We start from the raw sequence: 12,477 nt of genomic DNA, 5'->3' as shown, positions 1-12,477 counted from the left end.
CACGGTCCGTGGAATCACGCGGTTAGAACGCGGCGGACTTCCTGAAATCCTCGATCGCGGCGCGCAGGGCGGCCTCATCGTCCTTCGACAGATCCTTGGTATCTTCGATGCGGTTGATGAGATCGGCGAACTTGGTCTTCAGATGGTCGTGCAGGCCACGCTCGAACGGCAGAATGTCCTTCACGTCCACGTTGTCGAGGAAGCCGTTGTTGGCGGCGTACAGCGACGCGGCCAGCTGCCATACCTGCAGCGGCTGGTATTGCGGCTGCTTGAGCAGTTCCGTCACGCGGCGGCCACGCTCGAGCTGCTTGCGGGTCGCGTCGTCGAGGTCGGAAGCGAACTGCGCGAACGCAGCCAGCTCACGGTACTGCGCCAGGTCGGTACGGATACCGCCGGACAGCTTCTTGATGACCTTGGTCTGGGCGGCACCACCGACGCGCGACACCGAGATACCGGCGTTGATAGCGGGGCGGATACCGGCGTTGAACAGGTCGGTTTCCAGGAAGATCTGACCGTCGGTAATCGAGATCACGTTGGTCGGCACGAACGCGGACACGTCGCCGGCCTGCGTTTCGATCACCGGCAGCGCGGTCAGCGAGCCGGTCTTGCCGGTCACGGCACCGTTGGTGAACTTGGCCACGTAGTCTTCGTTCACGCGAGCGGCACGCTCGAGCAGACGCGAGTGCAGGTAGAACACGTCGCCGGGGTAGGCTTCGCGGCCCGGCGGGCGGCGCAGCAGCAGCGACACCTGGCGGTAGGCCCAGGCCTGCTTGGTGAGGTCGTCATAAACGATCAGCGCGTCTTCGCCGCGGTCGCGGAAGTATTCGCCCATCGTGCAGCCGGCGTAGGCGGCCAGGTACTGCATGGCGGCCGAGTCCGAGGCCGAGGCGGCCACGACGATCGTGTATTCCATGGCGCCGTGCTCTTCCAGCTTGCGCACCACGTTGGCGATCGTCGAAGCCTTCTGGCCGATTGCCACGTAGACGCAGTAGACGCCCTTGCCCTTCTGGTTGATGATCGAGTCGACGGCCACGGCGGTCTTGCCGGTCTGGCGGTCGCCAATGATCAGCTCACGCTGGCCACGGCCGATCGGCACCATCGCGTCGATCGACTTCAGGCCGGTCTGCACCGGCTGGCTCACCGACTGACGCGCGATCACGCCCGGCGCGACCTTCTCGATCACGTCGGTTTCCTTCGCGTTGATCGGGCCCTTGCCGTCGATCGGCTGGCCCAGCGTGTTGACCACGCGGCCCAGCAGTTCCTTGCCCACCGGCACTTCCAGAATGCGGCCGGTGCACTTGACCGTGTCGCCTTCGGAAATGTGTTCGTACTCGCCCAGCACCACGGCACCGACCGAGTCACGCTCCAGGTTCAGCGCGAGGCCGAAGGTGTTGCCGGGAAATTCCAGCATCTCGCCCTGCATCACGCCGGACAGGCCATGCACGCGGCAGATACCATCGGTCACGGAGATCACCGTGCCGGTGTTGCGCACTTCAGCTTCGGCGCCAAGACCCGAGATGCGGGACTTGATCAGCTCGCTGATTTCTGAGGGGTTCAGTTGCATCACAATGCTCCTAATTCTTCAATCCGTCGGCCGTTGCGGTCAGGCGGTCAGCGTGGTCTGCATGGCAGCCAGGCGCGCGCGCACGGAGGTGTCGAGCACTTCGTCGCCGACCTTGACGCTCACGCCACCGATCAGGGACGAATCCACCGTCACGGTCGGGTGCAGCTTGCGGCCGAACTTGCGTTCGAGTGCGGCGACCAGGTCGTTCAGTTGCGAGCCGTCCAGCGGAAACGCGCTGGTGATCTCGACGTCGGACGAACCCTCGCGGGCGTTCTTGAGCGCATGGAACTGTTCGGCGATCTCGGGCATGACCGTCAGGCGGTTGTTTTCCACCAGCAGGTTCACGAAGCGTCTGGCTTCGTCATTGACCGGAGACTTCAGCACCGACAGGAACAACTCGGCCAGCTTCTGGCCGGGAACGTTCGGATCGTCGGCCAGCGCGCGCATGTCGGGATTGGCGGCAACCTGCCCCATTTCCGACACCAGCTCGGACCATGCACCCAGGTTGCCTGCACCCGCTGCGCCGGCGACGCGAAACAGCGCCTCGGCATAGGGACGGGCAATGGTTGCGGTTTCTGCCATGATTAGAGCTCAGCCTTGAGTTGATTGAGCAGGTCGGCATGCACCTGCGCGTTCACTTCACGCTTGAGGATCTGCTCGGCGCCCTTCACGGCCAGCACAGCCACCTGGTCGCGCAGCGCTTCGCGCGCGCGGGTCACTTGCTGCTCCGCCTCGGCCTTGGCCTGGGCGATGATGCGCGCGGCTTCCGCCTGGGCGTTCTGCTTGATCTCGTCGGCCGTCAGCTGGGCGCGCTTCTCTGCGTCAGCGACACGTTGCGCGCCTTCGGTGCGGGCTTCGGCCAGGGCCTGGTCCACACGCTTGTTGGCGAGCTCGAGCTCCGCCTTGCCCTTTTCGGCAGCGGCGAGGCCATCGGCGATCTTCTTTGCGCGTTCGTCGAGCGCCTTCACCAGCGGCGGCCAAATGAATTTGGCAACAACCCACCACAGGATGAAGAACACGACCATCTGCGCAAAAAACGTTGCGTTCAGATTCATGGTGTGTTCCTTTCGGTAATCAAACTACAGATAAATGCACAAGGGCGGCCAGGCCATTGGACGAAGGCCAGCGCCGCCCGTCAGCATCATGCAGACCGAAAAGACTTACTGAATGACAGCCAGCAGCGGGTTGGCGAACGCGAACAGCATGGCAACGCCCACGCCGATCAGGAATGCAGCGTCGATCAGGCCAGCCAGCAGGAACATCTTGGTCTGCAGCGGGTTCATCAGTTCGGGCTGACGTGCGCAGGCTTCGATGTACTTGCCACCCATCAGGGCGATGCCCAGGCAGGCGCCGATAGCGCCCAGGCCGATGATGATGCCGATACCGATGGCGGTCAGACCCTGGATGTTGGCGAGAAATGCTTGCATGATGACTCCTTTAATTTAGAGAGACTTAGAACCAAAAAACCAAAAAACCCAAAAACCGAAATCAGTGGTGATCGTGTGCCTGGCCGATATACACCAGCGTCAGCATCATGAAGATGAACGCCTGCAGCAGCACGATCAGGATGTGGAAGATGGCCCAGACAGCGCCGGCGATCACATGGCCGACGAAGCCCAGCGCGGACAGGTCCGCACCGAACGTCCACATGGAACCCAGCAGCGCGATCAGCAGGAACACCAGTTCGCCGGCATACATGTTGCCGAACAACCGCATGCCCAGCGACACGGCCTTGGCCAGGAATTCGATGATGTTCAGGACCAGGTTGAACGGGGCCAGATACCACTTGGCGCCGAACGGGGCCGAGAACAGTTCGTGCGCGAAGCCGCCCACGCCCTTGATCTTGAAGCTGTAGTAGATCATCAGCACCAGCACCGAGGCCGACATGCCGAGGGTGCCGTTGAGGTCGGCGGTAGCCACGGCGCGGTGGTGCGGCAGATGGATATGGAACAGGCCGAGCAGATGGTTCACGCCATGCACCCAGTCGACCGGAATCAGGTCGATCGCGTTCATCATGGTGATCCAGCAGAACACCATCAGCGCCAGCGGGGCGATCCACGAACGGTCGCCATGGATGATGCCCTTGGCCTGGTCGTCGACCATTTCCACGATCATCTCGACGAAGGCCTGGAAGCGGCCCGGCACCCCCGGCGTGACGCGGCGCGCGGCCGCGTACAGGAAGATCACGGCGATGGCGCCGCACAGCACCGACCAGAAGACCGTGTCGTAGTTCAGGATGCTGAAGTCCACGACGTTATGCTGCTTGCCGCCCACCGAATTCAAGTTCTTCAGGTGTTCGGCGATATAGCCTGAGGGTGAGAGCGCTTGCTCGGCGGCTTGAGTAGCTTCTGACATGTCGAGAGGGAACGGTATATTGCGAAATCTTTGCACCGGCACCGCCTTGGGGCAGGGCTTCGGTATGGGTCTTGCTTCGCCTTCGGCCACATGGCCGGTCACCGCGAGGCAGGACGCCGGTTATTGTTCGGGCACCACCTTGGCCGCGTGGCACGTCACCGTTGTGAAGCGCCGCGCGGAAAAATCTTGATATCACGTATGAGGGCCCCATCTGAGATGGAAACCCACTCGGTCGGCAGCCCGGCGAATCAACGAATCGCCAATGCCACCCAATATGTCTTGAGTGCCAGCAGGAACGTGACGAGCATCGGTACCCAGCGCAGCTCGCGGTATAGCACCACCACCAGCACGAACAGTGCGACGGTGCCGAACACCTTGATCGCCTCGCCGGCCACCAGGCCGCCGACCGACGGCTGCGCGCGCGACATCCACAGACGTAACGCGAAGAAGCCGCTGGGGATCACGCATACCGCGCCACCGAAGAGCGCCGACCAGCCATACGGTGCGTGCTCACGCGCAAACACGGCCCAGGCGATTGCCGACAGCAGGGTCACGATTGCCTGTGCCAGTACCACCTTGCCGGGTGTCATGCGCGACGGACGCAACGCGCGTTCGCCAAGCAGCTTCACCGCTTCGGCATGCGACAGCGGGTCGACAACCTGGTCTTCACGTTCGCGGTCATCGTCGTCCCACGTATCGTCCCACGTATCGGGAGCCGGCTTGGCCATACTGTCCTCAGGCAAATTTTCCTCGGACAAACTTCCCGACTCGCGACGACGATCGTCCCACTCCTGACGGTCTCGAACCACCACCTGCGTAGCCTCGTTCCAGGCCGGAATTCTTCAACCCCGGCCAGAATTCAAACCGCACGATTCTACGAGCAATCGTCGATGCGAGTCAATCTGCTTTCAGTTAGCTTGCAGTGAATTTCGCACAACGGTTGCTATCACGCATCCATGATGGCTGTTGTGAAATTGCGCGGCAATGATGTAGGACGTAATCGAATTGCGCGTGCGTCGGCAGGCATGATGGCGAATTGGTACGCATTCGCGCGACGTGTCCGCCGCCGGACGCAGGCGCGCCGATCGCGTCGCCACGCGCCTGTCCGGCTATCGCCCAATTTTTGTGCGAGCGGCTTTTTTACGCGGCCGGTGCCTCGCCGCCCGGCTCGCGCAGACGCGTAAGCACACCGTCGAGCGCATCGTTGCTGGTGAAGTGAATCGTTAACTGTCCCTTGCCGCGTGCGCCGAGCTTGATCTGCACCGGCAGCCCGAGCGAATCGGACAGTTCTTCTTCCAGCCGCGCCACGTCGCGCGTGCCGTTGCCGCGCTTCTGCTTGAGCGACTTGAGGTCGAACGGCTTCAGCGTCGACGCCACCAGCTTCTCGGTCTCGCGCACCGACAGTCGCTTGTTGACGATCTGGTTGGCCAGCGTGATCTGGTTGGCACCATCGACGGCGAGCAATGCGCGTGCGTGTCCCATGTCGAGATCGCCGGCCATGAGCATGGTCTGCACCGGCGTGGCCAGGTTCAGTAGACGCAGCAGGTTGGACACCGCACTGCGCGAGCGCCCCACCGACTCCGCAGCCTGCTCGTGTGTGAAACGGAACTCGCGGATCAGGCGCATGATGCCCTGCGCTTCCTCCAGCGGATTGAGGTCCTCGCGCTGGATATTCTCGATCAGCGCCATCGCGGCCGCGGCTTCGTCGGCCACGTCCTTGACCAGCACCGGCACCTGGTCGAGCCCCGCGAGCTTCGACGCGCGGAAGCGGCGCTCGCCCGCGATGATCTCGTAGCGTCCGGGCTCGGCCACGCGGCGCACCAGGATCGGTTGCATCAGCCCCTGCGCGCGGATGCTCGCGGCGAGTTCCTGCAGCGCACCCTCGTCCATGCGCGTGCGCGGCTGGTACTTGCCCGGCTGCAGCTGTTCCAGCCGCAGCACCGACGGCGCGCCCTCCTGCCTTGCGCTCTCGACGATCTCGGCCGGTCCACCCAGCAATGCCTCCAGCCCGCGGCCGAGGCCCTTTTTCTTTGCGGTACTCATCAACGCAATCCTTCGGATGTCGGCACTCAGCCGAGTTGCCGGACGCGGGCAATCATCTCCGCGCCGAAATCGAGATAGGCCTTGGCCCCTTTCGACGACACGTCGAAGGCCACGCCGGGCATGCCGTACGACGGCGCCTCCGCGAGCCGCACGTTGCGCGGAATCACGGTCTTGAATACCTTGTCGGCAAAGTGCGCCTCGAGCTGGGCCGACACCTGCTGCTGCAGCGTGACGCGCGGGTCGAACATCACGCGCAACAGGCCGATCACCTTGAGGTCGCGATTGAGATTGGCGTGCACCTGCTTGATCGTGTTGACGAGGTCGGAGAGGCCCTCGAGCGCAAAGTACTCGCACTGCATCGGCACGATCACGCCATGCGCGGCACACAAACCGTTCAGCGTCAGCAGCGACAGCGAGGGCGGGCAGTCGATCAGCACGAAGTCGTACTCTTCGTCGACCTCGGCCAGGGCCTGCTTGAGACGGCGTTCGCGCTGGTCGAGCTCGACCAGTTCCACTTCGGCGCCGGCGAGTTCGCGGTTGGCGGGCAGCACATCGTACTTGCCGGCCTCGGAGCGCTGGCGCGCCTGCGCGACCGTCGAGAGCCCTACCAGCACCTGATACACGCTGTGTTCGAGGTGCTGCTTGTCGATGCCCGAGCCCATCGATGCGTTGCCCTGCGGATCGAGGTCCACCAGCAGCACGCGCTGGCCCTGCGCGGCGAGGCCCGCGGCAAGGTTGACCGTGGTGGTGGTCTTGCCGACGCCGCCCTTCTGGTTTGCGATCACGAATACCTTGGCCATAGGCTCCAGCTGCTCCTCAATGGGTCCGGGAATATCGATAGCGACAGGCCCGGACATGTGCTTAATTATCCACTCGACGCGACAGCACCACGAGATGGCGCTCCGCATCCAGTTCAGGGACGGTCAGGCGTGGCACTGCTTCCACCTGCCAGGCGGCCATCAGGCCAGCTGCTTCCATGCGGTCCAGCTCGGCCTGGGGATAGACGCCCTTCATCGCCACCAGCTTGCCGCCCGCTGCCAGCAGATGCCCGGACAGCGTCACGAAGTCGGTCAGTTCGGCAAACGCGCGCGACGTAATCACGGCAAAGCCGTGCGTGTCTTGCAGTTGTTCGACCGGTCCCCAGTGTGCGGACGCATTGGTCAGCCCCAGTTGCGCGCGGCATTGCGTCAGGAACGCGGTCTTCTTTTGCACGATATCGACCATCAGCACCGACAGATCCGGACAGGCGATGGCCAGCGGCAAGCCGGGCATGCCGCCGCCCGAACCGACGTCGAGCACCCTGCCCCGCGCCGCTGTCGCGACGGCCCCATCCCGCGCGGCATGTGCCAGCGCCGGCACCGCCGCCAGCGAATCGAGCAGATGATGGCTCAGCATCTCGTCGGCATGCCGGATCGCAGTCAGGTTGTACACGCTGTTCCACTTGCCCAGCAGCGCCAGGTAGGCCAGCAGTGTCTCGACCTGCGCCGGCGCCAGCGTCAGGCCGATGGCGATGAGGCCGGCTTCGAGTCGCGCGCGCTGGGCCGCCGGATCGGCCACGCCGTTCCGGCCGGGGGCCCCGCCCGCCGGCGCTCCGGACTGCGCACCCGCAGCCGCGACACCAGGCGCCCCACCCCGGGTGCCACGCATCGGGGCCGCCACTCAGGCTGCCTCCTGGCCGCCGGCGTCTGGGCTCGCGCCCGCCTCGCCCCGGTTGCCAACGGTGCCGCGGCCCATGCCCTTTTTCTTCAGGTGCACCAGCAGCAGCGAAATCGCCGCCGGGGTCACTCCCGAGATCCGCGAAGCCTGGCCCAGCGTTTCCGGACGGTGCTGGTTGAGCTTCTGGCTCACTTCGAAGCCCAAGCCGCGGACCTCGGTGTAGTCGAAGTTGGCCGGCAGGCGCGTCGCTTCATTGGCTTCGAGCTTGTCGACTTCCGCCGCCTGGCGCGCGATATAGCCGTGGTACTTGATGCCGATCTCGATCTGTTCGCGGATCTGCTCGGCCAGCAGCGGCTCCGCATCGAGGGGGGCCTCCGGCGCATGCCGGCCATCCTGCAGCGCCATCAGCGCGTCATAGGTGACGGCCGGCCGCCGCAGCAGGTCCGCAAGGGAATACTCGCGCTCGATCGCCTTGCCCAGCAGCGGCACGGCGTCAGCCTCGGGCAGCATCGCGGGATTGACCCACGTGCTCTTGAGTCGCTCTGTTTCACGTGAAACAGCGTCGCGTTTGCGATTGAACGCGTCCCAGCGCGCATCGTCGACCACGCCGAGTTCGCGGCCGATTTCGGTCAGGCGCATATCGGCGTTGTCTTCGCGCAGACTCAGACGGAACTCGGCCCGGCTGGTGAACATGCGGTACGGCTCGGTCACGCCGCGCGTGATCAGGTCGTCCACCAGCACGCCGAGGTAAGCCTGGTCACGTCGCGGCGTCCACGCATCGCGCTCGCGCACGTAGCAGCCAGCGTTAATACCGGCCAGCAGGCCCTGTGCAGCCGCCTCTTCGTAACCGGTGGTGCCGTTGATCTGGCCGGCAAAAAACAGGCCGGAGATAGCCTTGCTTTCCAGCGACGCCTTGAGCGCACGCGGATCGAAGTAGTCGTACTCGATGGCGTACCCGGGGCGCAGGATATGCGCGTTCTCCATGCCACGGATCGAATGCACGAGCGCGAGCTGCACATCGAATGGCAGGCTCGTCGAGATGCCGTTGGGGTAAAACTCGTTGGTCGTCAGACCTTCCGGTTCCAGGAAGATCTGGTGGCTTTCCTTGCTGGCAAAGCGATGGATCTTGTCCTCGATACTTGGGCAGTAGCGCGGCCCCACCCCTTCGATCACGCCGGTGTACATCGGCGAGCGGTCGAGCCCGCCCCGGATGATGTCGTGGGTCCTGGCGTTGGTGTGGGTAATCCAGCAAGGCAACTGCTGCGGATGCTGTTCGGGCCGGCCCAGAAACGAGAACACCGGCACCGGGTCAAGATCGCCAGGCTGCTCTTCCATGACCGAAAAGTCGATGGTACGGCCGTCGATACGCGGCGGCGTGCCGGTCTTGAGCCGGCCCTGCGGCAGCCTGAGTTCCTTGAGCCGGGCCGACAGCGAGACCGAAGCCGGGTCGCCGGCGCGGCCACCAGTGTAGTTGTCGAGCCCAACGTGGATCTTGCCGTCCAGGAACGTACCGGCCGTCAGCACCACGGCACGGGCGCGGAACGCGATGCCCACCTGCGTCATGGCACCGACCACACGATCGCCTTCCACCATCAGGTCGTCCACCGCCTGCTGGAACAGCATCAGGTTGGGCTGGTTCTCCAGGCGCGTACGGATGGCGCGGCGGTAGAGCACGCGATCGGCCTGGGCGCGTGTGGCACGCACGGCCGGCCCCTTGCTCGAATTGAGGATGCGGAACTGGATGCCGGCCTCATCGGTGGCCGCGGCCATCGCGCCGCCCATGGCGTCCACTTCCTTGACCAGGTGTCCCTTGCCGATCCCGCCGATCGACGGGTTGCAGCTCATCTGCCCCAGCGTCTCGATGTTGTGGGTCAGCAGCAGCGTCTGGCAGCCCATGCGGGCGGCGGCCAGGGCTGCTTCGGTGCCGGCATGGCCGCCACCAACGACGATGACATCGAATTCTTTTGGGTAAAGCATGGGACACCTCCTCCGGGAGGTTTGACGCGGGAAATTTGGGATGTCGAATTATAGCGGCAATCGCATGCCGGACTTTCGGCCATTGGGATGTTTCACGTGAAACATGGCGCAAGCGGCGCGTGCTGTGTTTCACGTGAAACACATTGCCGCCAGAAGCGCGCTGCATCCCGCCCCGCTACCGCCCCTCGCCCCAGCCATTGCGCCCGGCGCAAACACGGGCGTGGCGTGATGTCAGGCCGCGCGTCGGGCCAGGCCGAGATAGGTTTCGATGACTTTGGGGTCGCCGGCCAGCGCCGCGGCGGGACCCGCCATCACGACCTCTCCGGTCTCGATCACATAGCCATAGTCGGCCACCTGCAGCGCGGCGCGCGCATTCTGTTCGATCAGCAGCGTGGCCACGCCGGTTTCGCGCAGACGGTCGATGATGTGGAAAATCTCCCTGACGATCAGCGGCGCCAGCCCCAGGCTAGGCTCGTCGAGCATCAGCAGTTGCGGCTTTGCCATCAGCGCGCGCCCCAGCGCCAGCATCTGGCGCTCGCCGCCAGACAGCGTGCCGGCCTCCTGCCGCGCACGCTCGCGCAGGCGCGGAAACAGGTCATAGACCACATCCATCTGGTCGAGGAAGCGCTTGTCCCCGGCCCGCTTGCGCCGGAAGGCGCCCAGCACGAGGTTGTCCTCGACACTCATCGAGGCAAACAGCTCGCGCTTCTCCGGCACCAGGCACATGCCGCGCGCCACGCGTCCTTCCACCGGTATGCCGGCCATGTCCTGGCCGAGGTAACTGACCCGGCCGCTGGCCGAGCCATAGGCCGGCAAGGCGCCCATGACGGCGTTAAGCAGGGTCGACTTGCCGGCGCCGTTGGGGCCGATGACCGTCACGATCTGACCCGCGCCCACGCGCAGGCTGGCGCCATGCACGGCTTCGACCTTGCGATAGCGGATATGGAGATCGCTCACTTCGAGAATCGGGTCCATCGCTGCACTGCTCCTGTTCTGCGCTTGTTCCACATGAGTCCCGCTGGGACTTGCCGTGCTGCCGGCCGCTACGCTGCCTCGCCTACTCCACTCCGCCCAGGTACGCCTCCAGCACGGCCGGGTCCCGCTGCACCTGCTCCGGCGTACCCGCGGCGATACGCGTACCGAATTCCATCACCACCAGCCGGTCGGTCAGGTTCATCACGAAGTCCATGTCGTGCTCGACTAGCAGCACGCTCATGCCCTCCCCGCGCAACCGGCGCAAGAGGTCCGCAAGCGCCTGCTTCTCCTGGTAACGCAGCCCGGCCGCAGGCTCATCGAGCAGAAGCAGCGCCGGATCGCAGCACAGTGCGCGCGCAATCTCCAGCACGCGCTGCTGGCCAAGCGCGAGACTGCCGGCCTCGGCGTACATCTGATCGGCCAGCCCGACCCGTTCGAGCTGCCGGCGCGCCTCGAACAGCAGCTTCTGCTCCTCGCCGCGATTCATGCGCAGTACCGACGCCAGCACCCCGCCCTGCGCGGCGAAGTCGCCACGCAGATGGGCGCCGATGGCGACGTTCTCGAGCACGGACATGCTCGGCAGCAGATGTACATGCTGGAAGGTGCGGCCGATGCCGCGCTGCACAATATCGCGTGAGGCAAGTCCCGAAATGCGCGTGTCGCGGTAGCGCACCTCACCTGCCGTCAGCGGGGTGACGCCGGTGATCAGGTTGAACGTGGTGGATTTGCCAGCGCCATTGGGACCGATCAGCCCGACGATCTCACCGGCGCGGACCTGGAAGCTGACGTCGTTGACCGCGACCAGGCCACCAAACGTCTTGCGCACCGCGCGCACGTCCAGCACTACCTCGCCCGCGTCCGGCTTGTGCCGCACCGGCAGCGCCGGCGCAGCGTCCGGTGCGCGCGCCACCGGGCCGGCCGGCACCAGCCGGCGCAAAAAGGCCCAGATGCCATCCGGTGCATATTGCAACAGCAGCACCATGATCACGCCGAATACGATGATCTCGAAGTTGCCGTTGGCGCCGAGCAGCCGTGGCAGCAGCCCCTGCAGTACGTCCTTGAGCAGGGTCAGCACGCCGGCCCCGAGCACCGCGCCCCAGACGTGCCCCACGCCTCCCACTACCGCCATGAACAGGTACTCGATGCCGTAGTTGAGGCCGAACGGCGTCGGGTTGACCGCGCGCTGCAGATGCGCGTACAGAAACCCCGAGAGGCACGCCAACACCGCCGCGATAACGAACGCCACCACCTTCATCCAGGCGGTATGCACGCCCATCGCCTCGGCCATGGTGCTGCCCCCCTTGAGCGCGCGGATGGCGCGGCCCGGGCGCGAATTCAGCAGGTTGTGCGTGGCCAGCACGGCCAGCAACACCACGATCCAGATCAGGCAGAACATCGCTCTTCCCGATTGCAGGCGAAACCCGAACACCGACAGCACCGGAATGCCGTTGAGCCCATCGTACTTGCCGAGAAACTCGAGATTGCCGAACAGGTAGAACAGCGACAGGCCCCACGCGATGGTGGCCAGCGGCAGGTAGTGGCCCGACATGCGCATCGTGAGCAGGCCAATCAGATAAGCGGACGCCATCGTGATGACAAGCCCCGCCAGCAGGCCGAACCACGGCGAGAGACCGAACTGCGTGGTCAGGTACGCGGTGCTGTAGGCGCCGAGTCCGACAAACGCGGCCTGTCCGAACGAGGTCATGCCGCCAACGCCGGTCAGCAATACCAGCCCGATCGCGACGATGCTGTAGAGGCCGATGTAGTTGCCGAGCGTGATCCAGAACTCCGGCGTCGGCAGCACCGGCAGCGCGGCCAGCACGAGCACGAACAGCGCGGTCAGCAGGCGATGCCAGTTGGGGACCTGGCGCTTCACGGCGACCTGGGCCATGGGCTTGTCGGTGAGC

At 64.8% G+C, this 12,477-nt stretch carries 12 protein-coding genes; all 12 read right to left on the bottom strand.

Features of this window, described 5'->3' with window-relative positions:
• Positions 1–22: 22 nt before the first annotated feature.
• On the bottom strand, positions 23–1,564 hold the full coding sequence (gene atpA / locus DFLDMN_RS12990) for a F0F1 ATP synthase subunit alpha (protein WP_423195360.1): 1,542 nt from the start codon (positions 1,562–1,564) through the stop codon (positions 23–25).
• Between the two features lie 39 nt (positions 1,565–1,603).
• A complete protein-coding gene (locus DFLDMN_RS12985) occupies positions 1,604–2,146 on the bottom strand; it encodes a F0F1 ATP synthase subunit delta (RefSeq protein ID WP_423195359.1) in 543 nt (180 codons plus the stop codon).
• Between the two features lie 2 nt (positions 2,147–2,148).
• Positions 2,149–2,619, bottom strand: coding sequence for a F0F1 ATP synthase subunit B (locus DFLDMN_RS12980; RefSeq protein ID WP_423195358.1), 471 nt, complete (start codon positions 2,617–2,619; stop codon positions 2,149–2,151).
• A 105-nt stretch (positions 2,620–2,724) separates the two neighbouring features.
• On the bottom strand, positions 2,725–2,991 hold the full coding sequence (atpE, locus tag DFLDMN_RS12975) for a F0F1 ATP synthase subunit C (protein ID WP_011299478.1): 267 nt from the start codon (positions 2,989–2,991) through the stop codon (positions 2,725–2,727).
• A gap of 61 nt (positions 2,992–3,052) precedes the next feature.
• Entirely contained in the window at positions 3,053–3,919 is an 867-nt protein-coding gene (atpB, locus tag DFLDMN_RS12970) for a F0F1 ATP synthase subunit A (RefSeq protein ID WP_423195357.1), read from the bottom strand.
• A gap of 248 nt (positions 3,920–4,167) precedes the next feature.
• Positions 4,168–4,647, bottom strand: a complete 480-nt coding sequence (locus tag DFLDMN_RS12965; RefSeq protein WP_423195356.1) for an ATP synthase subunit I — start codon at positions 4,645–4,647, stop codon at positions 4,168–4,170.
• 412 nt (positions 4,648–5,059) lie between these two features.
• Positions 5,060–5,962 carry a ParB/RepB/Spo0J family partition protein gene (locus tag DFLDMN_RS12960; protein WP_423195355.1) on the bottom strand — a complete coding sequence of 301 codons (903 nt, stop codon included), beginning with the start codon at positions 5,960–5,962 and terminating at the stop codon, positions 5,060–5,062.
• 26 nt (positions 5,963–5,988) lie between these two features.
• Positions 5,989–6,762 (bottom strand): ParA family protein, encoded by a 774-nt coding sequence (locus tag DFLDMN_RS12955; protein WP_423195354.1) that lies wholly within the window; start codon positions 6,760–6,762, stop codon positions 5,989–5,991.
• Between the two features lie 61 nt (positions 6,763–6,823).
• Entirely contained in the window at positions 6,824–7,519 is a 696-nt protein-coding gene (gene rsmG, locus DFLDMN_RS12950; RefSeq protein ID WP_423195353.1) for a 16S rRNA (guanine(527)-N(7))-methyltransferase RsmG, read from the bottom strand.
• 102 nt (positions 7,520–7,621) lie between these two features.
• Positions 7,622–9,595: a tRNA uridine-5-carboxymethylaminomethyl(34) synthesis enzyme MnmG gene (gene mnmG, locus DFLDMN_RS12945; RefSeq protein ID WP_423195352.1), complete on the bottom strand. Its 1,974-nt coding sequence runs from the start codon at positions 9,593–9,595 to the stop codon at positions 7,622–7,624.
• Positions 9,596–9,826: 231 nt separating this feature from the next.
• Positions 9,827–10,570, bottom strand: a complete 744-nt coding sequence (locus tag DFLDMN_RS12940; RefSeq protein WP_423195351.1) for an ABC transporter ATP-binding protein — start codon at positions 10,568–10,570, stop codon at positions 9,827–9,829.
• Positions 10,571–10,652: 82 nt separating this feature from the next.
• Positions 10,653–12,461 (bottom strand): ABC transporter permease subunit, encoded by a 1,809-nt coding sequence (locus DFLDMN_RS12935; RefSeq protein WP_423198401.1) that lies wholly within the window; start codon positions 12,459–12,461, stop codon positions 10,653–10,655.
• Positions 12,462–12,477: the final 16 nt, after the last annotated feature.

Source organism: Cupriavidus sp. H19C3, from assembly GCF_049393815.1.
GTDB lineage: Bacteria > Pseudomonadota > Gammaproteobacteria > Burkholderiales > Burkholderiaceae > Cupriavidus.
The sequence above is the reverse complement of the archived record's forward strand: the minus strand, read 5'-3'. Positions and strand labels throughout refer to the sequence as shown.

What these genes read in the sequence shown, in the direction of transcription:
- atpA (WP_423195360.1), bottom strand. Translation starts at nt 1,564, where the DNA reads ATGCAACTGAACCCCTCAGAAATCAGCGAGCTGATCAAGTCCCGCATC.
- DFLDMN_RS12985 (WP_423195359.1), bottom strand. Translation starts at nt 2,146, where the DNA reads ATGGCAGAAACCGCAACCATTGCCCGTCCCTATGCCGAGGCGCTGTTT.
- DFLDMN_RS12980 (WP_423195358.1), bottom strand. Translation starts at nt 2,619, where the DNA reads ATGAATCTGAACGCAACGTTTTTTGCGCAGATGGTCGTGTTCTTCATC.
- atpE (WP_011299478.1), bottom strand. Translation starts at nt 2,991, where the DNA reads ATGCAAGCATTTCTCGCCAACATCCAGGGTCTGACCGCCATCGGTATC.
- atpB (WP_423195357.1), bottom strand. Translation starts at nt 3,919, where the DNA reads ATGTCAGAAGCTACTCAAGCCGCCGAGCAAGCGCTCTCACCCTCAGGC.
- DFLDMN_RS12965 (WP_423195356.1), bottom strand. Translation starts at nt 4,647, where the DNA reads ATGGCCAAGCCGGCTCCCGATACGTGGGACGATACGTGGGACGACGAT.
- DFLDMN_RS12960 (WP_423195355.1), bottom strand. Translation starts at nt 5,962, where the DNA reads ATGAGTACCGCAAAGAAAAAGGGCCTCGGCCGCGGGCTGGAGGCATTG.
- DFLDMN_RS12955 (WP_423195354.1), bottom strand. Translation starts at nt 6,762, where the DNA reads ATGGCCAAGGTATTCGTGATCGCAAACCAGAAGGGCGGCGTCGGCAAG.
- mnmG (WP_423195352.1), bottom strand. Translation starts at nt 9,595, where the DNA reads ATGCTTTACCCAAAAGAATTCGATGTCATCGTCGTTGGTGGCGGCCAT.
- DFLDMN_RS12940 (WP_423195351.1), bottom strand. Translation starts at nt 10,570, where the DNA reads ATGGACCCGATTCTCGAAGTGAGCGATCTCCATATCCGCTATCGCAAG.
- DFLDMN_RS12935 (WP_423198401.1), bottom strand. Translation starts at nt 12,461, where the DNA reads ATGGCCCAGGTCGCCGTGAAGCGCCAGGTCCCCAACTGGCATCGCCTG.